The sequence below is a fragment of the Mycobacterium sp. UM_WGJ genome (assembly GCF_000455125.1).
GTDB lineage: Bacteria > Actinomycetota > Actinomycetes > Mycobacteriales > Mycobacteriaceae > Mycobacterium.
On the sequence record NZ_AUWR01000055.1, the window covers coordinates 20,385 to 42,554 of the forward strand.

Annotated in this window: 18 protein-coding genes; 5 read left to right on the forward strand and 13 right to left on the reverse strand. The window is 67.7% G+C overall.

Annotation, left to right across the window (positions count from 1 at the left end; translation table 11 throughout):
• Positions 1–57 precede the first annotated feature (57 nt).
• From N416_RS0116290 to rimP, 3 genes are all read right to left on the reverse strand, one after another.
• Positions 58–348 (reverse strand): YlxR family protein, encoded by a 291-nt coding sequence (locus N416_RS0116290; RefSeq protein WP_369797607.1) that lies wholly within the window; start codon positions 346–348, stop codon positions 58–60.
• Between the two features lie 164 nt (positions 349–512).
• The gene (nusA, locus tag N416_RS0116295) at positions 513–1,556 is read right to left on the reverse strand and encodes a transcription termination factor NusA (protein ID WP_024443170.1); all 1,044 of its coding nucleotides are present in this window, start codon (positions 1,554–1,556) and stop codon (positions 513–515) included.
• Positions 1,557–1,638: 82 nt separating this feature from the next.
• A complete protein-coding gene (gene rimP / locus N416_RS0116300; RefSeq protein WP_024443171.1) occupies positions 1,639–2,172 on the reverse strand; it encodes a ribosome maturation factor RimP in 534 nt (177 codons plus the stop codon).
• Between the two features lie 246 nt (positions 2,173–2,418).
• On the opposite strand from rimP, the gene N416_RS0116305 reads away from it, so the two are divergent.
• Both N416_RS0116305 and N416_RS0116310 read left to right on the forward strand, forming a co-directional pair.
• On the forward strand, positions 2,419–2,874 hold the full coding sequence (locus N416_RS0116305; protein ID WP_369797609.1) for a hypothetical protein: 456 nt from the start codon (positions 2,419–2,421) through the stop codon (positions 2,872–2,874).
• On the forward strand, positions 2,871–3,329 hold the full coding sequence (locus tag N416_RS0116310; RefSeq protein ID WP_024443173.1) for a ferritin-like domain-containing protein: 459 nt from the start codon (positions 2,871–2,873) through the stop codon (positions 3,327–3,329). The genes N416_RS0116305 and N416_RS0116310 overlap by 4 nt, the downstream gene beginning before the upstream one ends.
• A 56-nt stretch (positions 3,330–3,385) precedes the next feature.
• Here the strand turns inward: N416_RS0116310 and N416_RS0116315 are convergent, their stop codons facing one another.
• The 5 genes from N416_RS0116315 to mqo form a co-directional block, all read right to left on the reverse strand.
• Positions 3,386–5,140 carry a proline--tRNA ligase gene (locus N416_RS0116315; protein WP_024443174.1) on the reverse strand — a complete coding sequence of 585 codons (1,755 nt, stop codon included), beginning with the start codon at positions 5,138–5,140 and terminating at the stop codon, positions 3,386–3,388.
• Between the two features lie 52 nt (positions 5,141–5,192).
• Positions 5,193–6,686: an MFS transporter gene (locus tag N416_RS0116320; protein WP_024443175.1), complete on the reverse strand. Its 1,494-nt coding sequence runs from the start codon at positions 6,684–6,686 to the stop codon at positions 5,193–5,195.
• A 52-nt stretch (positions 6,687–6,738) separates the two neighbouring features.
• Positions 6,739–8,142, reverse strand: coding sequence for an MFS transporter (locus N416_RS0116325; RefSeq protein WP_369797610.1), 1,404 nt, complete (start codon positions 8,140–8,142; stop codon positions 6,739–6,741).
• Between the two features lie 204 nt (positions 8,143–8,346).
• Positions 8,347–9,564: a uroporphyrinogen-III C-methyltransferase gene (gene cobA, locus N416_RS0116330; protein ID WP_024443177.1), complete on the reverse strand. Its 1,218-nt coding sequence runs from the start codon at positions 9,562–9,564 to the stop codon at positions 8,347–8,349.
• A gap of 240 nt (positions 9,565–9,804) precedes the next feature.
• Positions 9,805–11,250, reverse strand: coding sequence for a malate dehydrogenase (quinone) (gene mqo, locus N416_RS0116335; RefSeq protein WP_036458306.1), 1,446 nt, complete (start codon positions 11,248–11,250; stop codon positions 9,805–9,807).
• 130 nt (positions 11,251–11,380) lie between these two features.
• On the opposite strand from mqo, the gene mtr reads away from it, so the two are divergent.
• The 3 genes from mtr (at position 11,381) to N416_RS0116350 (ending at position 15,973) form a co-directional block, all read left to right on the forward strand.
• Positions 11,381–12,760, forward strand: coding sequence for a mycothione reductase (gene mtr / locus N416_RS0116340; protein WP_024443179.1), 1,380 nt, complete (start codon positions 11,381–11,383; stop codon positions 12,758–12,760).
• A gap of 12 nt (positions 12,761–12,772) precedes the next feature.
• Positions 12,773–14,569 (forward strand): acyl-CoA dehydrogenase, encoded by a 1,797-nt coding sequence (locus tag N416_RS0116345; protein ID WP_024443180.1) that lies wholly within the window; start codon positions 12,773–12,775, stop codon positions 14,567–14,569.
• 138 nt (positions 14,570–14,707) lie between these two features.
• Positions 14,708–15,973, forward strand: a complete 1,266-nt coding sequence (locus N416_RS0116350; RefSeq protein WP_024443181.1) for a cytochrome P450 — start codon at positions 14,708–14,710, stop codon at positions 15,971–15,973.
• 18 nt (positions 15,974–15,991) lie between these two features.
• On the opposite strand, the gene N416_RS0116355 is transcribed toward N416_RS0116350, so the two are convergent.
• The 5 genes from N416_RS0116355 to N416_RS0116375 form a co-directional block, all read right to left on the reverse strand.
• Positions 15,992–16,768 carry a 3-oxoacyl-ACP reductase gene (locus N416_RS0116355; RefSeq protein ID WP_024443182.1) on the reverse strand — a complete coding sequence of 259 codons (777 nt, stop codon included), beginning with the start codon at positions 16,766–16,768 and terminating at the stop codon, positions 15,992–15,994.
• The gene (locus N416_RS0116360) at positions 16,765–18,129 is read right to left on the reverse strand and encodes an aldehyde dehydrogenase (RefSeq protein ID WP_024443183.1); all 1,365 of its coding nucleotides are present in this window, start codon (positions 18,127–18,129) and stop codon (positions 16,765–16,767) included. Before N416_RS0116360 ends, N416_RS0116355 begins: the two co-directional genes overlap by 4 nt.
• Positions 18,130–18,178: 49 nt before the next feature.
• Positions 18,179–18,925 (reverse strand): gamma-glutamyl-gamma-aminobutyrate hydrolase family protein, encoded by a 747-nt coding sequence (locus tag N416_RS0116365; protein ID WP_231384332.1) that lies wholly within the window; start codon positions 18,923–18,925, stop codon positions 18,179–18,181.
• A complete protein-coding gene (locus N416_RS0116370; protein ID WP_024443185.1) occupies positions 18,912–20,276 on the reverse strand; it encodes a glutamine synthetase family protein in 1,365 nt (454 codons plus the stop codon). The genes N416_RS0116365 and N416_RS0116370 overlap by 14 nt, the downstream gene beginning before the upstream one ends.
• 64 nt (positions 20,277–20,340) lie before the next feature.
• A complete protein-coding gene (locus tag N416_RS0116375; RefSeq protein ID WP_024443186.1) occupies positions 20,341–22,083 on the reverse strand; it encodes an AMP-binding protein in 1,743 nt (580 codons plus the stop codon).
• Positions 22,084–22,170: the final 87 nt, after the last annotated feature.

Below are 22,170 nucleotides of genomic sequence, written 5' to 3' on the forward strand. Positions count from 1 at the left end.
TGTCTATGAGGCGACAGCGGTGGTGGGCCGCGCCTCGGGTTTAGCTATGACGCATGGTCATCGGGACTTCACGGTGTGCTCATGTTCTTCGCTACCTGTTCTGTTGCCCGGGGCGGTGAGCGGACCTTCGAATCCTTCGAAGCACTCCTCCACCCCGGATACATCCGGAGAACCGCTGATCCGCAGCGCGCGCACGAATGCCCGTCTTCGAATCGCCGCGTGCAGGCACTCCGATGCGGGATGCAACCACGCACCCCGCCCCGGCTGGTTGCCCGCGCGGTCAATAATCACGGCGCCGTTGCCGTTCTCCGTTGACACCGCGACCACCCGAAGCAATTCGACGGTCAACGCACGTTTCCGGCATCCGACACACGTGCGCACCGGTCCATCTGGGGAACGGTGCGTCCGCGAGGCGGTTGTCGAAGTCTCGCGCTGGATCACGGCTCAGTCTACCCATACAACGGCGATGACCCGAACCACCTGAATCCGGCGGCGCGCTGGTCGCGTTCCGCTCAGGCTTCGTGCGGCACGCCCTGGCCGGCCTCACGCTCAGCGCCATTGGCGCCGGGCTCCGGGACGTCGCTGCGGATATCGATGCGCCAGCCGGTGAGCCGGGCCGCCAACCGGGCGTTCTGGCCTTCCTTGCCGATGGCCAATGACAGCTGGAAGTCCGGCACCACCACGCGCGCGGCCCGGGCGGCCTGGTCGATCACGGTCACCGACACCACCTTGGCCGGTGACAACGCGTTGCCCACGAAGCGCGCCGGGTCCTCGTCGTAGTCGATGATGTCGATCTTCTCGCCGGCCAGTTCGCTCATCACGTTGCGCACCCGCTGGCCCATCGGGCCGATGCAGGCGCCCTTGGCGTTGAGTCCGGGAATCTGCGAGGCCACCGCGATCTTGGATCGGTGGCCTGCCTCGCGGGCGACCGCGACGATCTCCACCGATCCGTCGGCGATCTCGGGGACCTCCAAGGCGAACAGCTTGCGCACCAGGTTTGGGTGGGTCCGCGACAGCTCGATCCGCGGTTCGCGCAGGCCCCGAGTCACACCGATCACGTAGCAGCGCAGCCGGTCGCCGTGCTCATAGGCCTCACCGGGTGCCTGTTCTGCAGGGCGGATGACACCGTCGAAGCCCTTGGCCTCGGTACCGAGTCGCACCACGATGACACCGCGCGCGTTCTCCCGGGCGTCGCGCTGGACGACTCCGGCGACGATGTCGCCCTCCCGCGCCGAGAATTCGCCGTAGGCCTTCTCGTTTTCGGCGTCCCGCAGCCGCTGCAGGATCACCTGACGGGCCGTGGTCGCCGCGATACGCCCGAAACCCTCGGGAGTGTCGTCGTATTCGCTGATCACGTTGCCGTCGTCATCGGTCTCGCGTGCCATCACCCGCACCACGCCGGTCTTCCGGTCGACATCGATCACCGCGTCAGCCTGATGACCTTCGGTGTGGCGGTACGCGGTGAGCAACGCCGATTTGATCGTGTCCACGACCACGTCAACCGAAATGCCCTTGTCTGCCTCGATAGCGTGCAGCGCGGCCATATCGATGTTCATTGGCGCCACTCCTCTCCGTAGCTACGACCTCCTAGCCGCTGACCGGCTTGGGGTGTCCCCACCGCATCGTCGCCGGCGCAGTTCATGCTCCGGCCTCCGTTTCCCCCGCAGGGGCCTTGATGCCCGCCAGCTCCAACTCACGTTCGCCCGGCGGCGAGAATTCGACTTGCACCACGGCTCGGCTGATCTCGCTCAGCGGCAGCCGGCGACGATTCCAGTCCCGCCCGGCACGCACCACCAGCGTCACGACGTCGTCGTCGACGACGCCCACTCGACCGGTCAGCCCCGACCCGTCGGACAGCGTCAACTCAACTTTGCGACCGTGCGCACGCCGAAAATGTTTCGCGGAGGTCAGCGGCCGGCCCACGCCGGGCGAGCTGACCTCCAGCACGTATTGACTGTCGAATTCCAGGGTGTCGAGCAACTCCGACGCCGAGCGGGCCAACGCCGCGGCGGTGTCCAGATCCAGTGGGGTGTCGCCGTCGGCTACCACGGTGATTCGCGGCAGTGCGTCCTGATCGTCGACCACGACGTCCTCGATCTCGAATCCGGCGCGGGTGAACTCAGCATCGAGCAGCTCGATCACCTGAGTCTGGGAAGGTAGCCCGGTGGCCACGGCGAGCTCCTCATCTTGAGTTGTTCAGTCGGCGCGTTCCCACGCGCCAGGCGCGGCCGGGAACCAGTTATCAACGATACGCCGTGGGAAACACAGCCACAGCAAACCGGCAAAAGCGCCCGTCAGCGTACCTTGGCACGCTCGCGGCCACGTCGCGTCCCTACCGCGCAGCCGCAATGGCAGGATGTCAGGGTGCCCGGCCCCCTGTCCGCCATCGACCGACGGCGCGTGCTCACCGGCGCCGGGATGCTCGCCCTGCTGGCCCTTGCCGCGCCGGCCTGCAGCTCGGCTCCAACCACCCCCGCCGTCGACGACCTGGAAGCGCAACGCCAACTGGCAATGCGCGACAGTGAGCTGGCCGCCGCAGCCGCCGCGGCACTGGTCGACCCGGAGTCCAAGGCGGTGGCCGCAGCACTGGATCAGGTGGCGCGGGAGCGAACCGAGCACGCCCGGGCACTGGCAGCCGAGATCGCCCGCGCCGCCGGGAAGACACCGGCGGACGAGGCCGAAACCACCACCCCCGGTGCCGCGCCGGACGGGCCCGCTCCACCGGTCTCGCAGGTGGTCAACGCGTTGCGGGCCGCCGCCGACAGCGCCGGGAAGCTGGCGGTCGCCTCGTCGGGTTACCGGGCCGGACTGCTGGCCTCCATCGCCGCAGCGTGCACGGCTTCCTACGCAGTAGCCCTGGTGCCGCAGGCATGACATCTCCGCAACCCCGCCCGGCGTCGGGCCCCGACGCGGCCCTCATTGATGCCCTGGCCACCGAATACGGCGTCGTCTACGGCTACGGACTGGTGTCGGCGTACTCGCTGCCGGAATTCAACGCCCTGGTGGTCACCACCATCCGTCAGCACCGTGAACGCCGGGACCGCACCATCGCGATCCTGACCAGCCGCTCGGTCGCCGTCCCGCCCGCCGCGGCCGGGTATCAGTTGCCCCTGCCGGTGACCACGTCCAACGAGGCCCTGCGGTTGGCGGTCCGGATGGAATACGACACGGCGGCGGCCTGGCGCGCGGTCGTCGAGCAGGCCAGCGAGGCCACCGACCGGGAGTTCGCGGCGACCGCGCTCGGCCAAAGCGCCGTGCTGGCCGCGCACTGGAACCGCGCGGCGGGCAACTGGCCGATCACCCAGGCCTTCCCGGGCGGCCAGGACTGAGCGAGACTGACCTCGACCCGCGTTGCGCGCGGCACCATGCGCAGCCAGCCGTCGGGTTAACCGTCTTCGGCGCGGACCGCGGCCACGATCTGCCCGGCCAACTCCGCCCCGACGGCCAGCTCGCGGGTCTGCCCGGAGAAGCGGTCGCGCAGTTCGACAACGCCGTCAGCCCAGCCGCGGCCCAGCACGACGATCCATGGCATCCCGATCAGCTCGGAATCCTTGAACTTCACCCCCGGCGAGGCTTTCCGGTCGTCGAAGAGCACCTCCAGACCAAGCCGGTCCAGTTCGGCGGCCAGCTCGGTCGCGCCGGCGCGCGCGGCCTCGTCCTTGTTGGCAACAACCACGTGTACGTCGAAGGGAGCGACCTGCGACGGCCACCGCAAGCCCAGCTCGTCGTGCTGCTGTTCGGCGATGACAGCTACCAGCCGGGAGACGCCGACGCCGTAGGAGCCCATGGTGAGCCGCACCGGACGGCCATCCTCGCCGAGGACGTCGACGGCAAACGCGTCGGTGTACTTGCGGCCGAGCTGGAAGATGTGGGCGATCTCGATGCCCCGGGCGCTGACCAGCGGGCCGGCCCCATCCGGTGACGGGTCCCCGTCGCGGACCTCGGCCGCCTCAATGGTGCCGTCGGCATGGAAATCGCGCCCGGCGACCAGCCCCACGACGTGTTTGCCGGGTGCGTCGGCTCCGGTGATCCAGCTGGTGCCATCCACCACACGGGGGTCCACTAGGTAGCGGACGCCATTGTCCTGCAGTGCCTTCGGGCCGATGTAGCCCTTCACCAGGAACGGGTGCTTGACGAAATCACCGTCTCCGAGCAGGGCGTATTCGGCCGGTTCGAGCGCCGCGCCGAGACGCTTCTCGTCGATCTCGCGGTCGCCCGGCACCCCGATGCCCAGCAGCTCCCACTCGCCGTCGGGCTGGCGGACCTTGAGCAGGACGTTCTTGAGGGTGTCGGCGGCGGTGACAGTACGGTCCAGTGCGCCGTTGGCCCAGTCCACCAGGGTGGCGATCGTCGGGGTGTCACCGGTGTCGTGAATCTGCGGTTCCGCCAAGCCGTCCACCGGTTGCGGCTCGGGGCGGGCGGTGGTCACGGCTTCGACGTTGGCGGCGTAGCCGGACTCGAGGCAGCGCACGAAGGTGTCTTCACCGACTGCGCTCTCGGCGAGGAACTCCTCGGAGGCCGACCCACCCATGGCGCCCGAGACCGCGGAGACGATCACATACCGCACGCCGAGCCGATCGAAGATCTTCTGATAAGCCACCCGGTGCGCGTCATAGGCGGTGGCCAGACCGGCGTCGTCGACATCGAAGGAGTACGAGTCCTTCATGACGAATTCGCGGCCGCGCAGGATGCCGGCCCGGGGCCGCGCCTCATCGCGGTACTTGGTCTGGATCTGATACAGCACCACCGGGAAGTCCTTGTAGGAGCTGTACTCCCCCTTGACAGTCAGGGTGAACAGTTCCTCGTGGGTGGGGCCCAGCAGGTAGTCGTTGTCGCGGCGGTCCTTGAGCCGGAACAGTCCGTCGCCGTACTCGGTCCAGCGGTTGGTGGTCTCGTACGGTGCGCGCGGCAGCAGCGCCGGGAACAGGATCTCCTGGCCGCCGATGGCGTTCATCTCTTCGCGGACCACCCGCTCGATGTTGCGCAGCACCCGCAGACCGAGCGGCAGCCAGCTGTACAGACCGGGCGCGATCGGCCGGATGTAACCGGCCCGGATCAGCAGCTTGTGGCTGGGGACTTCGGCATCGGCGGGGTCGTCGCGCAGGGTGCGCAGGAACAGTTCGGACATCCGGGTGATCACAGGCCGAGAGCCTATCTTCAGCCGCGAGGAGGCGCGGACCTGCCCGGCGCCCCTACAGCTGCCCAGCCTCCATCGCCTCCAGGGTGTGCTGGGCGCGGGCGATCTGGTCGGCCGAGAACCCGATGAACAGTGCCGCCGCACCCACCAGCACGGCAAGCGCGGCAACCCACAGCAGTGAATAGGTGTAGCCGTGGCCGAGCGCATCCAGTTGGCTGTCGGTCATGTTCTTCACCGGGCCGGTGGTGCCGCCCAGGTACAGCGTTCGCGAGGTCTGCACGGCCTGGATGATCACCAGGACCACCGGGCCGCCCAGGTTGTAGACCATCAACGTGACCGCCGAGACCGGGCCGATCTCGCGTGGGCCGACGTCGGCCACCGCACACAGCGGCAGCACCACCGAGATCACGCCGATGCCGAAGCCACCCACCACGAACAGTATCACCAGGTCGGGGACGTACGGCACGCCACGGTCCAGCGTCGACCCGAACAGCATGGCGGCCCAGACCAGGCTGCCGGCGCCGATGATGAGCCAGCGCGGCGCGATCAGCGCGGCCGCCCAACTGGTCAACAAGTTGCCGACACCCATTGCCACCGCAAACGGGATAAAGCAGATACCGGCGCGCAGGGCCGAGTAGCCCAGCACGTCTTGAACCAGTAGTCCGATCATCACGCTCACCGTGAGCATCACGCCGCCTGCGATGAAGTACGCCGTGAAGGTGGCGACCCGGCTGGGGTTGTCGAACACCGCTGCCGGTACCAGTGGGTTGGCGGCGTTGCGTTCGACGAGCAGAAAGGCCAGTAGGAACAGCGCCGCGGCGGCGCCAGCGCCGATCACCCACGGGCTCACCCAGCCCTGGGGCGGGCCCTGGGTGAAGACCAGCACCGCCGCGGTGCACGCGCCGGTGGCCAGCAGTGCCCCGGTGAGGTCCAGCCGGAGCCGTTCGGCGTTGGTTTCGGTCAACCGCGACACCGCTATCGTCACGATGACGATCCCGATCGGGATGTTGATCAAAAACGCCAGCCGCCACGAGATGACCGTGAGGGCACCACCGAGCACCAGGCCCATGACCGAGCCGATGCCCTGCATGGCGGCCGACACCGCCATCGCCCGGTTCCGGGCCTGACCGGGCGCGTAGGTCGTCGCGATGAGCGCCAGGCCGGTCGGTGCGGCTATGGCGGCCCCAATGCCCTGGACCGCCCGGGCGGCGATCAAGGTGGCAGAGTCGGTAGCCACCCCGCAGACCAGCGAGGCGATAGTGAACACCCCGACCCCGGAGACGAACGCCCGCTTCCGTCCGATGGCGTCGCCCACTCGGCCGCCGAGTAGCAACAAGCCGCCGAAGGTCAACACGTAGGCGGTGATGACCCAGCTCTTGGCAGCGTCGGACAGATCAAGGTCGGCCTGCATCCGCGGCAGCGCCACCACGACGATGGTGCCGTCCAGCGTCGACATCAGTTGCATACCGGTGATCGCCACGATGGCGATACCGAGCACGCTCGACGACAACGACCGGCCGGCCGACTGGGATTCCCCCGGCGCGGCCATAGCAGGTCAGCTTAGCCACCGACGGCCCCGCCGACGTGACCTCCGGGCGAAGTTACAGGGCGCCGAACGCGTCCTGCACGTCCTGGGCATGCGCGACCTGCTTGGCGGTGTAACCGATCAGCAAGGAGATCCCACCGACCAGGACCGCCACCGCGGCAATCCACAGCAGCCCATAGGTGTAGGCGGAATCCAACGCGGCGATCTGCGCGGGATTCATGGTCTTGACCGGCATGTTGGTGCCGCCGAGGTACAGGGTGCGCGACGTGATGACGGCCTGGATGACCGCCAGAACCATCGGCCCGCCCAGGTTCTGCAGCATCAGTGCGATCGCCGAAGTCGGGCCGATCTGGTCGAAGCCCACGCCGGCGATCGCCGACAGGGTCAGCGGCACCACGATCACGCCGATACCGAGCCCACCGAGCACGATCAACGTGACGAAGTTCGGGAAGTACGGGAGGTTGCGGTTGATCGTCGAGCCGTAGATCATCGCGCCCAGCAATACGACGCCGCCGGAGATCACCAGCACCCGGGGCGGGAACCGGCGCACCAGCTGGGACGACAGGCCCAGGCCGACACCCAGCCCGATGACGAACGGGATAAATCCCACGCCGGCACGCAAGGCCGAATAACCCATCAGATCCTGCACGTACAGACCGATGGTCACGGTCAAGGTGAACAGCACGCCGCCGGCGAGGAAGATCGCCGCGAAGGTCAGCAGCCGGTTGCGGTCCTTGAACAGGCTGAACGGCACGACCGGATTCTCGGCGGTGCGCTCCACCACAGCGAACGCCAGCAGCGCCAAGACCGCGACCACACCCGAGCCGATGGTGATGACCGAGATCCAGCCCTTCTCCGGGCCAATCGTGAAGGCAAACACCGCGGCCGTGCAGCCCAGCGTCGCCAGCAGCGCGCCGGCGGCATCCAGCTTCATGCGCTCCCGGTGGGTCTCGGTCAGCGCGGTGCGGGCCAGGTAGACCATCAGCAGGCCGATGGGCACGTTGATCCCGAACGCCAGCCGCCATGACACCTCGGTCAGCGCGCCGCCGACCACCAGGCCCATCACCGAGCCGACGGCGGTCATGGCTCCGAATATCGCGGTGGCGGCATTGCGGGCCGGCCCCTTGGGGAACGTGGTGGCAATGAGCGCCAACGCCGTCGGTGAGGCGATGGCTGAGCCGACACCCTGCAGGAGTCGCGCGATCACCAAGGTAGGCGCATCCCAGGCCACGGCACAGAGCACCGACGCGATGGTGAACAGCGCGACCCCGCTGATGAAGGTGCGCTTGCGGCCGATGGTGTCGCCGAGTCGCCCGCCCAGCAGCATCAGGCCGCCGAAGGTCAGGACGTAGGCACTGATCACCCAGCCGCGACCCGCGTCGGACAAGCCCAGGTCGTCCTGGATCTTGGGAAGCGCAACGATTGCGACAGTGCTGTCCATGGTGGCCAGCAGCTGCATGCCACCGATGGCGATCACGGCGTAGATAAAGCGACGAGACGGCAGCCAGGACGACACATATTTGCTGGTCCAGCTCACGAGATCGGAGCCGCTACGTCCAGGGGGAACCGCCCCGGTCGCACCTTCGGACCACTGCGCGCTCGCCCGCCCTGCATCATCGAGTGCAGTCATAACCGGCTACCCTACAGTAATATTAAGAGCTGTTTAAACCCCGAGACCTGCGACGTCGCCGATAATCACGATCGCGGGAGGTCGGATGCCCTCCGCGCGGATTTTCTCGGGCGCGTCGGCCAGGGTCGCTCGCAGCGTGTGCTGGGCCGGCGTGGTGCCGTGTTGCACTACCAGAACCGGCGTATTCGCAGGTCGACCGCCTTTTTGCAGCACGGCGCTGAATTGCTCGATGCGTTCGACAGCCATCAGCAACACGATCGTTCCGCGCATTGCGGCCAGGGCGTCCCAATTCACTAACGATTCAGGATCGTCGGGTGCGACGTGCCCGCTGACCACCACAAATTCGTGGTTCACGGCCCGATGGGTGACCGGTACCCCGGCCAGGGCCGGGACCGCTATGGCACTGGTCACACCCGGCACAACCGTCACCGGAATCCCGGCGTCGGCACAGGCCAGCACCTCTTCATAGCCGCGGGCGAACACGAACGGGTCGCCGCCCTTGAGGCGCACCACGAACTTGCCGGCCTTGGCACGTTCGATCATCAGGGCGTTGATGGCGTCCTGGGCCATGGCCCGCCCATAGGGGATCTTGGCGGCGTCGACGACTTCGACGGTCGGGGGCAGTTCGGCGAGCAGCTCCGGCGGCGCGAGCCGGTCGGCCACCACGACATCGGCGTGCGCAAGCATGCGACGGCCACGCACCGTGATCAGTTCTGGGTCGCCCGGCCCGCCACCCACCAGCGCCACACCGCCACGCACCACATCGGGGGTCGCCTCTGCGTCCACGGTGATGGTGCCGTTCTGCAGGGCCTCCCGGATCGCCGAGCGGATCGCCGCCGACCGGTTGTGCTCGCCGCCGGCCAGCACGCCCACCGACAGCCCGGAGTAAGCGAAGGTGGCCGGGGTGACCGCGGATCCCTCGACGGCCAGATCGGCACGCACACAGAAGATCTGGCGACGGTCCGCCTCAGCCACGATGGCGGCGTTGACCTCCGGGTCGTCGGTGGCCGCGATCGCGTACCAGGCATCGGCCAGATCCCCGTCGCGATAGGTGCGCGAGACCAATGTGATGCCCGGCTTACGCTCGCCCAGCGCTTCGACCGCCGGGGTGGCGCTGGGTGCGATCACCAGCACCTGCGCGCCACTGTCCACCAACAGCGGAAGACGCCGCTGCGCGACGCTTCCCGCGCCCACGACAACAACCTTGCGGCCGGCCAGCCGTAAACCGGCTAGGTAGGGATTCTCGGTCACCCGATAACTCTAGTGGCGACCGTCAGCGCGGCGAAGCCGGGCGCAACGGGTCGCCACCATCAGCCCCGTGCGGCCGTCAGCGCGGCGAAGCCGGGCGCAACGGGTCGCCACCATCAGCCCCGGCGCGACCGTCAGCGCGGCGAAGCCGGGCGCAACGGGTCGCCACCATCAGCCCCGTGCGACCGTCAGCGCGGCGAAGCCGGGCGCAACGGGTCGCCACCATCAGCCCCGGCGCGACCGTCAGCTGAGTTGCAGCTTTTGGCTGCCCCACTCCCACACCTGCTCGAACAACACCGGCTCGTCAGACAGTCGCGCACCCAGCGAGGGCACCATCTCTTTGAGCGCCGGCAGCCAGTCGGCGAACCTCCCGGCGAAGCAGCGCGCCAGCACCTCCAGCATGGCCGGCACCGCGGTCGATGCCCCGGGCGAGGCACCGAGCAGTCCCGCGATGCTGCCGTCGCCGGCGCTGACGATCGTGGTGTCGAAATCGAGCTGTCCGCCGCGGATGACCTGCACCCGCTGGCCGGCCCGGATCTCGTGCCAGTCCGCGTCATCCGCGGCCGGAAGGAACTCCCGTAGTCCCTCGATGCGGGAGCCGTGGGTTCGCCGCAGTTGGCCGAGCAGGTAGCCGACCAATTCGCGCTCCCGGATCCCGGCGCCCAGCAGTGACCGCACGTTGTCGAAGCGGACCGATCGCGGCAGGTCGGTGGCGCGGCCGTGCTTGAGGAACTTCGGCGACCATCCGGCAAACGGTCCGAACAGTAGCCACGACGCACCGTTGACCAGTCGGGCGTCCAGGTGCGGGGCGGTCGTCGACGGCGCGCCCGGCACCGGAGCCCCGTACACCTTGGCGCGGTGCGCGGCGGTGAGCTCGGTGGCCCCGCAGCGCAGGAACACTCCGCCGATCGGGAAGCCGCCGAAGCCCCGCGCTTCGGGGATTCCCGCGCGCTGCAGCAGGCCCAGGGTCGCTCCCCCGGCTCCGATGAACACGAATTTGGCATTGAGTCTTCGGGTTTCGCCGATTCTGCGGTTGACCAGAGTCAACGTCCAGCTGCCATCGGGCTCCCGGCGTAGCGAGCGCACCTCGTGGCCGAAGAGCACCGCGGTGCCGTGCCGCACACCGTAGCCGATCAGCTGACCGGTCAGCGCGCCGAAGTCGACGTCGGTGCCGTGCCGCGCCCAGTCCAGGGCCACCGGAACGTTGGGGTCTCTTCCGGCGGCCATCGCGGGTAGCCGCGCGGCGAACTCGCCGAAGTCGGTGATGAAGTCGGTTCCGGCGAACAACGGGTTGTCGGCCAGCGCACGATGACGCCGACGCAGGTAGTCCACCCCGTCGGCCCCGTGGACGAAGCTGACGTGCGGGACCGGGTGCACGAAGTCGCGCGGATCCTCCAGCAGTCCGTTCTCCACGGCGTAGGCCCAGAACTGCCGGGTCACCTGGAACTGCTCGTTGACCCGCACGGCTTTGGCGGTGTCGATCGAGCCGTCGGGCCGCTGCGGTGTGTAAAACAGCTCGCACAGCCCGGCGTGGCCGGTGCCGGCGTTGTTCCACGGATCGCTGCTCTCGCCGGCCGCGGAATCCAACCGTTCGACGACGGTGATCGCGGCACCCGGTTCCAGCCGGCGCAGTATCGCCCCCAAGGTGGCGCTCATGATGCCCGCGCCGATCAGCGCTACGTCGGTCATCTCGGTCTGAACCGATGGGGCCACGACATCAGCCTATCCAGGACGGCGGCGCCCGGCTCCGCCGCGCTTGCGATCCCCTCGGCCAGGATGGCGGTGACCTTCGGCCCCGCCCACCGTTTAGGCTGACGCAATGGAGAGCTACGACCTGGCGATCATCGGAACCGGTTCGGGCAACAGCATTCTCGACGAGCGCTACGCGGACAAGCGGGTGGCGATCTGCGAACAGGGCACTTTCGGCGGCACCTGCCTCAATGTGGGCTGCATCCCCACCAAGATGTTCGTCTACGCCGCCGAGGTAGCCAAGACGGTGGCCGAAGCGTCCCGCTACGGGATCGATGCTCACATCGACGGTGTGCGCTGGGACGATATCGTCTCGCGGGTGTTCGGGCGGATCGACCCGATCGCCGCCGGCGGCGAGCAGTATCGCCGCAGCCTGCCCAACGTCGACGTCTACGGCGACCACACCCGGTTCGGGCCGGTCGGCTCCGACGGCCGATACCTCTTAGTCACCGCGGGCGGTGAACAGGTCAGCGCCGAGCAGGTGGTGATCGCGGCAGGGTCGCGCTCGGCTATCCCGCCCGCCATCGCCGACAGCGGGGCGCACTACTACACCAGCGACGACATCATGCGGATCGCCGAGCTGCCCGAGCATTTGGTGATCGTCGGCGGTGGCTTCATCGCCGCCGAGTTCGCCCACGTGTTCTCCGCCTTGGGCGTCCGGGTCACGGTGGTGATTCGTGGCTCGACCTTGCTGCGGCACTGCGACGAGACGGTGGCAGAACGGTTCACCCGGATCGCCGCGGCCAAGTGGGATCTGCGCACGCACTGCAACGTGGTCGCCGCCCGCAACGATGGGACCGGTGTCGTCGTGGAGCTTGACGACGGCTCGGTGCTGCAGGCCGGCGCGATGCTGGTGGCTACCGGACGAGTGCCCAACGGCGACCTGTTGGACGCCGAGCAGGCCGGTGTCCTCGTCGCCGGCGGGCGGGTAAGCGTGGACAAGTACCAACGAACCTCGGCGCGCGGGGTTTTCGCGCTCGGTGACGTGTCCTCGCCCTATGAGCTCAAGCATGTCGCCAACCACGAAGCCAGGGTGGTGCAACACAACCTGCTGTGCGACTGGGACGACGTGGACTCGATGCGGGTCACCGACCACCGTTATGTGCCCGCCGCGGTTTTCACCGATCCACAGATCGCCTCCGTGGGGCTGACCGAAACCCAAGCGCTGGCAAAGGGTCTCGATATCTCGGTGAAGATCCAGGACTACGGTGACGTCGCCTACGGCTGGGCCATGGAAGACAGCACCGGACTTGCCAAGCTCATCGCCGAACGCGGCACCGGACGACTGTTGGGCGCGCACATCATGGGCTACCAGGCGTCATCAATCATCCAACCGCTGATTCAGGCGATGAGTTTCGGTCTCACCGCGCCGGAGATGGCCCGCGGTCAATACTGGATCCACCCGGCACTGCCCGAGGTCGTCGAGAACGCGCTGCTCGGGCTCCAGTGAAAGGTTCGCCAGATGAAGTCCACCCTGCTGTCCCGGCAAGACCTCGACTTCCTGCTGTTCGACTGGCTGCGCGTCGAGGAACTGACCGGACGGGACCGGTTTTCCGAGCACTCCCGGGAGACCTTCTCCGACACCCTGGATCTGTGCGAACAGCTGGCAACCCGCTATTTCGCCCCGCACAACAAAAAGAGCGACGCGAACGAGCCCACCTTCGACGGGACGAAAGTCACCATCATCGGTGAGGTCAAGGAGGCACTGGCAGCCTGCGCCGACGCCGAGCTGATGGGCATGGCCATGGACTACAGCCTCGGCGGCGCGCAGCTTCCGGCGACCGTGGCCCAGGCCGGCTTCGTGTGGCTGATGGCTGCCAACGTCAGCACCGCGGGCTACCCGATGTTGACCATGGCGAACCTGAACCTGCTCGCCAAATTCGGTACCGAAGAGCAGATCGCCGCCTTCGTCAAACCCATGCTCGCCGGCCGTTTCACCGGGACGATGTGCCTGTCGGAGACTCAGGCCGGATCGTCGCTGGCCGACATCACCACCCGAGCGGAGCGGCGCGCCGACGGCACCTTCCGACTGTTCGGATCCAAAATGTGGATCTCCGGCGGCGAGCACGAACTGACCGACAACATCGTCCATCTGGTGCTGGCCAAGATCCCCGGCGGTCCGGCCGGCACCAAGGGGATCTCACTGTTCATCGTGCCGAAGTATCTGGTGAATCCCGATGGCACGCTCAGTGAGCGCAACGACGTCGTCCTGGCCGGGCTCAACCATAAGATGGGCTATCGCGGCATCACCAACACCGTGCTCAACTTCGGTGAGGGCGTCCACCAGCCCGGCGGCGAACCGGGTGCCGTCGGTTATCTCGTGGGCGACGAGCACCGCGGGTTGAACTACATGTTCCACATGATGAACGAAGCGCGCTTGGGTGTGGGCATGGGTGCGATCGCGCTCGGTTACACCGGCTACCTGAAGTCGCTGGAGTACGCGCGCACCCGGCCACAAGGCCGACCGGCGACGACGAAAGACCCTGCGGCGCCGCAGGTTGCGATCATCGAGCACGCGGACGTCAAGCGGATGCTGCTGGCGCAGAAGTCGTATGTCGAGGGGGCGCTGGCGTTGGCGCTGTATTGCGCGCGGCTCGTCGACATTCAGCACACGGCCCAATCCGACGAGGAACGCGAGCACGCCACCGCCCTGCTGGACATCCTCACCCCGATTGCCAAGAGCTGGCCTTCGCAGTGGTGTTTGGCCGCCAATGATCTGGCCATCCAGGTACACGGCGGCTACGGCTACACCCGCGAGTACGACGTGGAACAGCACTACCGGGACAACCGGCTCAACCCGATCCACGAGGGCACCCACGGCATCCAGAGTCTGGACTTGTTGGGCCGCAAGGTGGTGCAGCGCAATGGGGCCAGTCTGGCCGCACTACAGCGGACGATGAGCGAGAGCATCGCGGCCGCGCATCGGGCCGGCGGCGAACTGGCCGAATTGGCAGCACGACTCGACGCCGTGGTCCAGCGCCTGGTGGCCGTCACTGCGGGGATGTTCGCCGCCGGTGACATCGACGCCGCACTGGCCAACAGCGCGATCTACCTGGAGGCCTTCGGCCATGTGGTGATCGCCTGGATCTGGCTGGAGCAGTTGATTGCCGCAGACGGACGCACCGGAGACTTCTTCGACGGCAAACGCCAGGCTGCGCGCTACTTCTTCCGATACGAGTTGCCCAAGACCGGACCGCAGCTGGACCTGCTGGAGAGCCTGGACCGTACGACCCTGGATATGCGTCCGGAGTGGTTCTGAGCGCCGTCTGACGGGAGAGGCGGCCAACCACCCTGGGTACCAAAGTCCCCGGATGCCCCGATGTTCACCCATGCCACAGTCTGGTCCATACTGCGACTTGACACCCGTCAAGTTTTCGACGACCGCGAGGAGTCCCCAGTGAGCGCGCTGACCACCCACCGCAACACCAGCGAGCACGGCCGAGTACTCGCCGACCCTCAGGCCTACACCGATAACGAGCGCCTGCACAGCTCACTGGCCTGGCTGCGCGCCAACCAGCCGGTGTCGTGGGTGGACGCCCCGCCGTACCGGCCGTTCTGGGCAGTCACCAAGCACGCCGACATCATGGACATCGAGCGCGACAACGAACTCTGGGTCAGTGAACCGCGTCCCATGCTGCTACAGGCCAAGGTCGAGGACCGGGTCAAGGCCGACCAGGAGGCCGGCATCGGACTGCGCACGCTGATCCACATGGACGACCCGCACCACCGGGACATCCGCAAGATCGGCGCGGACTGGTTCCGCCCCAAGGCCATGCGCGACCTCAAGGTCCGCGTCGACGAACTGGCCAAACGCTACGTCGACCGGATGGCCGAGATCGGCCCGGAGTGCGACTTCGTCACCGAGATCGCCATCAACTTTCCGCTGTACGTGATCCTGTCACTGCTGGGCCTGCCCGAGGAGGACTTCCCGCGCATGCTCAAGCTGACACAGGAGATGTTCGGTGGCGAGGACGCCGAGCACCAGCGCGGCCAGGGCGGCGCAGACGAGATCATGGCCGTGCTGCTGGATTTCTTCAATTACTTCTCCGCCCTTACGGCCTCGCGGCGGGCCAACCCCACCGGGGACTTGGCCTCGGCCATCGCCAACGGCCGTATCAACGGCGAACTCATGTCCGACATGGACACGCTGTCCTACTACGTCATCGTCGCCAGCGCCGGCCACGACACCACCAAGGACGCCATCTCGGGCGGCCTGTGCGCGCTGGTCGAGCACCAGGATCAGCTCGAGCGTCTCCAGAACGACATGAGCCTGATACCGCTGGCTGTCGAGGAGATGATCCGCTGGTCCACGCCGGTCAAGCAGTTCATGCGCACCGCCACCCGCGACACCGAGGTGCGCGGCGTGCCGATTCCCGGGGGCGAGTCGGTCCTGCTGTCCTACGTCTCGGCCAACCGCGACGAGGACATCTTCGACAACCCCTTCACGTTCGACATCGGCCGCGACCCCAACAAGCACCTGTCGTTCGGCTACGGCGTTCACTTCTGCCTGGGCGCGGCTCTGGCCCGTCTGGAGCTCAACAGCCTGTTCACCGAACTGGTGCCGCGCCTGGAGTCCATCGAGTTCGCCGGCACGCCCGAACTGTCGGCGACCACGTTTGTCGGCGGCCTCAAGCGCCTTCCGGTTCGGTACTCGATGCGCTAGCCGGACCGGGCCAGGCGGCTACAGCGGCGTGACGTACGCCGAGCTGATCCCGCCGTCCACCAGGAACGTCGAGCCAGTGATGAACGAGGCGTCATCGCTGGCCAGAAAGGCGACCGCGGCCGCGATTTCCTCCGGCTCGGCGAACCGGCCCACTGGCACGTGCACCAGCCGTCGCGCGGCGCGCTCCGGGTCGGCGGCGAACAACTCCTGCAACAGCGGGGTGTTCACCGGCCCCGGGCACAGCGCGTTGACCCGGATGCCCTGCCGGGCGTACTGCACACCGAGCTCACGGGACATGGCCAGCACGCCGCCCTTGGAGGCGGTGTAGGAGATCTGGGAGGTGGCCGAACCCATCACCGCCACAAACGATGCGGTGTTGATGATCGATCCCCGCCCGGCGGGCGTCATGTGCCGCAGCGCCGCCCGGCAGCACAGGTACACCGACTTGAGGTTGACGTCCTGAACCCGTTGCCAAGCAGGCAGTTCGGTGGTTTCGATCAGGTCATCGTCGGGCGGCGAGATGCCGGCATTGTTGAAGGCGATGTCCACCGACCCGAATGTCTGGGCCGCGGTGTCGAACAGCGCGTCGACCTGGTCCTGATCGGAGACGTCGACCTGGACGAACAGACCGTCGAGCTCGTCGGCGACCGCGGTGCCCGCCGCCTGGTCGAGGTCACCGACCACGATCTGGGCGCCTTCGGCGCGCATCCGCCGCGCGGATGCCAAGCCGATTCCGCCACCGGCACCGGTCACCACGGCCACCCGTCCGGCCAGGCGTTGGGTCAGGTCGGTCACTGCGTCTCCTTCACTGCGATGAATACGTTTTTGGTCTCGGTGAACGCCAGTGGGGCGTCCGCGCCCAATTCCCGGCCCAGCCCCGACTGTTTGAAACCCCCGAACGGAGTGGTGAAACGCACCGAGGAGTGCGAATTCACCGACAGGTTGCCCGCTTCCACCGCCCGCGAGACGCGCAGCGCCCGGGACAGGTCGTTGGTCCAGATCGAGCCGGACAACCCGTAGACGGTGTTGTTGGCCATGGTGATGGCGTCGGCCTCGTCGTCGAACGGCAGCACCGTCACCACCGGGCCGAAGATCTCCTCGGTGACGGATCGGTCGGTGGCCGCGGGAGTCAGAACCGTGGGCGGGAACCAGAATCCGGGTCCGGTGGGCGCGTGACCGCGGAAGGCGACCGGGGCGTCGTCGGGCACATAGGAGGCCACCTTCTCCCAGTGCGGGCGGGACACCAGCGGGCCCATCTCGGTGTCACGGGAGGTCGGATCGCCGACCACGACCCCCGTCACCGCGGGCTCCAGCAACTCCATGAAGCGGTCATAGACGCTGCGCTGCACCAGGATCCGGCTTCGTGCGCAGCAGTCCTGTCCGGCGTTGTCGAACACGCCGTAGGGCGCCGTCGCCGCCGCCTGCTCCAGGTCACAATCGGCGAAGACGATGTTGGCGCTCTTGCCACCGAGTTCCAGCGTGACCCGCTTGACCCCGGCCGCCCCCGCCTGCAGCACCCGGGTGCCGGTGGTGGTGGAACCGGTGAACACGATCTTGGCCACGCCCGGGTGGGTGACCAGACGCTCCCCCACTTCCGCCCCGCGGCCCGGCAGCACCTGCAGCAGGTCGGGGTCCAACCCCGACTCAGCGGCCAGTTCCGCCAAGCGCAGCGTGGTCAGCGGCGTCCATTCGGCGGGCTTGATCAACACCGCGTTACCGGCGGCCAGCGCCGGGGCAAAACCCCATGCGGCAATCGGCATCGGGAAATTCCACGGGGTGATGATCCCGACGACGCCGAGCGGCTCGTGGAAGGTGACGTCGAGACCGCCGGCGACCGGTATCTGCTTGCCGGACAGCCGCTCCGGGCTGGCGGCATAGAACTGCAGCACGTCGCGGACATGGCCGGCTTCCCATTCCGCGGCCGACACCGGATGGCCGGAGTTGGTGACTTCCAGCGCAGCCAGCTCGTCGATGTGGGCGCCGACAATCGCGGCGAAGTCCCGCAGCGCGGCGGCTCGCTCGGCCGGGGCAAGCTTGGCCCACCGCTTCTGGGCGGCCTGCGCCCGGCGCACCGCGTCGTCGACGGCGGCGGCTTCGACATGGTCGACGGTGGCGAAGACCGCGCCGGTGGCCGGGTTGATCAGGTCGGTACTGATGTCTCGGCTCCTTGCTCGTTCGTTCCTCGCTCGCCGCCGCCTTCGCGGATCATTCGCTCACCCGTGTTGCCGCGTACTTGCCCGCTTCGGCCACGATCGCGGCGAACAGCCGCAGATCGTCCGGGGATTCCTCGGGATGCCACTGAACCGCGAGCACGAAGTCCTCCCCGGGAAGCTCGATCGCTTCGATGACCCCGTCGTCATCGCGCGCACTGACGACAAGTTTCGCACCCACCTCGGCGATCGCCTGATGGTGGTAGCACTGCACCTGGCAGGTCTCGCCGAGAAGCGCGGCCGCCCGGGTGCCGGCCACGGTGCGCACCGGCACCGGGGTGAAGACGCCGTTGCCCGCCCGGTGCCCGGAGTTGCCGATGACGTCGGGCAGGTGCTGGTGCAGTGTCCCACCGAGGGCCACGTTGAGCACTTGGGCGCCACGACAGATCCCCAGCACCGGCATTCCGCGCCGCATCGCCTCGGCCAGCAGGGCGAATTCCCATGCGTCCCGGGTGGTGTCGGGCCGATCGGTCTCGTCGTGCGGCGTCTGGCCGTACCCGAGTGGGTCGAGGTCGCGCCCGCCGGTGATCACCAGGGCACTCACCCCGGCGAGCACGCCGGCGGCGATCTCGGGCGTCACCGGCTGCGGCGGCAGCAGCACTGCGATACCGCCGGCGGCGGTGATGCCCTGGATGTACTGGGCGGGCAGTAGGCCGGCGCGCGCATCCCAGACCCCGAACTTCGCTCTGTCCAGGTAGGTCGTCAGACCCACCACCGGGCGAGGGGGTTCAGAAGCGTTCAAAACCCCGGACCCTCTCCCAGTCGGTCACCGCGGTGTTGAATGCGTCCAATTCGACACGGGCGCTGTGCAGATAATGCTCGACCACCTCGTCGCCGAACGCCTTGCGCGCGACTGCCGATTCGGCGAACAACTCCATAGCCGCGCCCAGCGTGGTAGGCAGGTGCGGCAACCCGCCCCGGTAGGCGTCACCGTCGACCGGTTCGGGCAGCGCAAGGTCATTGTCGATGCCGTGCAACCCCGCCGCGATCAGGGCGGCCACCGCCAGATAGGGATTCACGTCGCCGCCCGGCACCCGGCACTCGACTCGCATCGAGTCGCCGCGGCCGAGAACCCGCAGCGCACAGGTGCGATTGTCCAGGCCCCACGCAATCGCCGTCGGAGCGAAGCTGCCCCCGACGAATCGCTTGTAGGAGTTGATGTTCGGTGCGTAGCACAAAGTCAGCTCGGGCAGCGTGGCCAGCACGCCCGCCAAAAAGGCGCGGAACAACGCCGACATACCGTGCGGGGCGGCCGGATCGGCGAACACCGGAGCACCCTCGGTGCTGCGCAATGACAGATGCACATGGCAGCTGTTGCCTTCGCGTTGGTCGAACTTCGCCATGAACGTCAGGCTCTTGCCGTGTTGGTCGGCGATCTCCTTGGCACCGCTCTTGTAGACGCTGTGGTTGTCGCAGGTGGTCAGCGCCTCCTCATAGCGGAAGGTGATCTCCTGCTGGCCGGTGTTGCACTCCCCCTTGACGCCCTCGCAGCGCAGTCCCGCGCCGGTCATCCCCAGCCGAATGTCACGCAGCAGCGGCTCCAGCCGAGTGCCGGCGACCAGACCGTAATCGGCGTTGTAGTCCGTTCCCGGAGTCAGCCCGCGATAGCCGCCGGCCCACGCCTGCCGGTAGCTGTCTTCGAAGACCAGAAACTCCAGTTCCGTTGCGGCGTAGGCAACCAGCCCGCGCTCGGTCAGTCGGGCGACTTGGGCGGCCAGGATCTGGCGCGGGGCCACCGCGACCGGGGTGCCATCCGGCCACAGTGCGTCGGCCAGCACGTGGGCGGTGCCAGGCAGCCACGGAATGCGTCGCAGCGTTGTGAAGTCCGGTTTGAGCACCAGATCGCCGTAGCCGGTTCCCCAGTCGGCGATGGAGTAACCGGAGACGGTGTTCATCTCCACATCAACGGCCAGCAGGTAGCTGCAGGCCTCCACGCCGTGTCCGGCGACCTCAGCAAGAAAGTGCTCCGCGGCGACCCTCTTACCGACCAACCGGCCCTGCATGTCGGCGAATGCCACCACAACGGTGTCGATCTCGCCGGAGGCGACCAGTTGTTGCAGCTCGGTCTGGGAGAGCATCGCGGCCCGGGTCATTGTGCTCCTTCGCCGACGACGGTCTTCCCTGACATTTGAGTGCTGTCAGGCTACCCGCCCGCGCTCAGTCGACGGGCTCCAGCCGTCGAAATTGAGCGGTGCGATAACAGTCAGCGCATGTGGAGCGACGGATCTTGCCGCTGGTGGTAATCGGCAGCGAGCCGGGAGCAACCAGCACCAGGTCGGCAACCCGGACCCCGTGAGATCGGGAAACCGATGCCGCGACATCTTTTTTCAAGGCCGCTATGGTCGCCAATTGCTCTTCCACGGTGTTGCCCCGGTTCTTGACCTCGGCGATGACCACCAGTTGCTCGCCGCCCTCACCGCTGACCGGCACCGCGGCAACGCGTCCGCCGGTGAGCTCCTGCACGGTCGCCTCGATGTCGTCGGGGTAGTGATTTCGGCCGTCGACGATCAATAAGTCTTTGATGCGACCGACCACCAACATCTCGCCCGCGTAGATGACGCCGAGATCTCCGGTGCGCAGCCACGGCCCCACCGGTGTGCCGGCGGACGGCGACTCCAGGTGCCCGCCGAAGGTGCGCTCGGTGGCCTCCGGGTTGTGCCAGTAGCCGCTGGCGACGTTGGGCCCGTGCACCCAGATCTCACCGACATGCCCATCGGGGCTCTCGGTGCGGGTCTCGGGGTCGACGATCCGCACCGTGCACGCCCGCGGGGCGCCGACGCTGACCAGCTCCGCCCCGCCCGGGCCAGCCTGCGCGGTGCCGCCGACCAGGTTCTCGTAATCGAGCCGAACGGTCACCGGACGGTTCGCGCGCGGTGCCGAGGCGACGTAGACCATTGCCTCGGCCAGCCCGTACGACGGTGCCAGCGCGTTGGCAGGCAGGCCGAACCGGGAGAAGCGGTCAGTGAAGCGGCGGATCGTCGCCGCGTGGATGCGCTCGCTACCGCTCAAGATGGTGTGAACCCTGCTCAAGTCGAGGCCGGCCATGTCCTCATCGGTGGTCCGGCGCGCGGCCAGTTCGAACGCGAAGTTGGGCCCGGCGGTGAACGCACAGGGGTTGATGGCCAGCTGCTGGATCCATCGAGACGGCTTCTGCAGGAACGCGATCGGGCTCATCACGACCGAGTGGCGGCCCAGCAAGACGGCTCCCATCACCCCCAACAGCAGACCCATGTCGTGGTAGAAGGGCAGCCAGGACACCAGCGTGGTGTCGGGCGGCGGCGCTCCGCCGTCCTGCCCGAAGTAGTCCGCCATCACCTGTTCGATGTTGGCGAAGATGTTGCGGTGCGAGACCACGACGCCTCTCGGCGAGCCGGTCGAACCGGATGTGTATTGCAGCAGCGCGGTCTTGGTCGGCAGCGCGCCGGTTCCCTCCCAGGGCACGGGGGCATCGAGATCGATCAGGTCCACCTCAACGATCGCGGGCGAACCGCCGCCGACAGCGCCGACACACCCGTGGATATCGGCGGCGACGGCCGATGTGGTGAGCACCGCGGCCGGTGCGCAGTCCTTGAGCGCCGCGGTGACTCGTTCGTCGTGGCTGCCGAACGCCGGTACCGGTAGCGGCACCACGATGCAGCCGGCTTCCATCGCGCCGAAGAACCCGGCGATGTATTCCAGGCCTTGCGGTGCGAGCAACGCAACCCGGTCGCCCGGGGAGGCGATTGCGGCGACCTCCGCTGCCACGGCCTCGGTGCGGCGCAGAACCTGCCACCAGGTCAGGGTGTCGGCGTACCCGGCCGGATCGACCTCGTAGTCGATGTAGGTGAACGCCGGCCGATCGGGCCACTGCTGAGCACGTTCACGCAGCAACGCCGGTATTGATTCCCCCCAAGACAGCATTCTGTATCCCCCCAGATACGTATTTCATTATTTTTAGCCGGCGCTCCCTCGTTCGCCGGCTACGCCGGAACCTACTCTTCCCCGCTG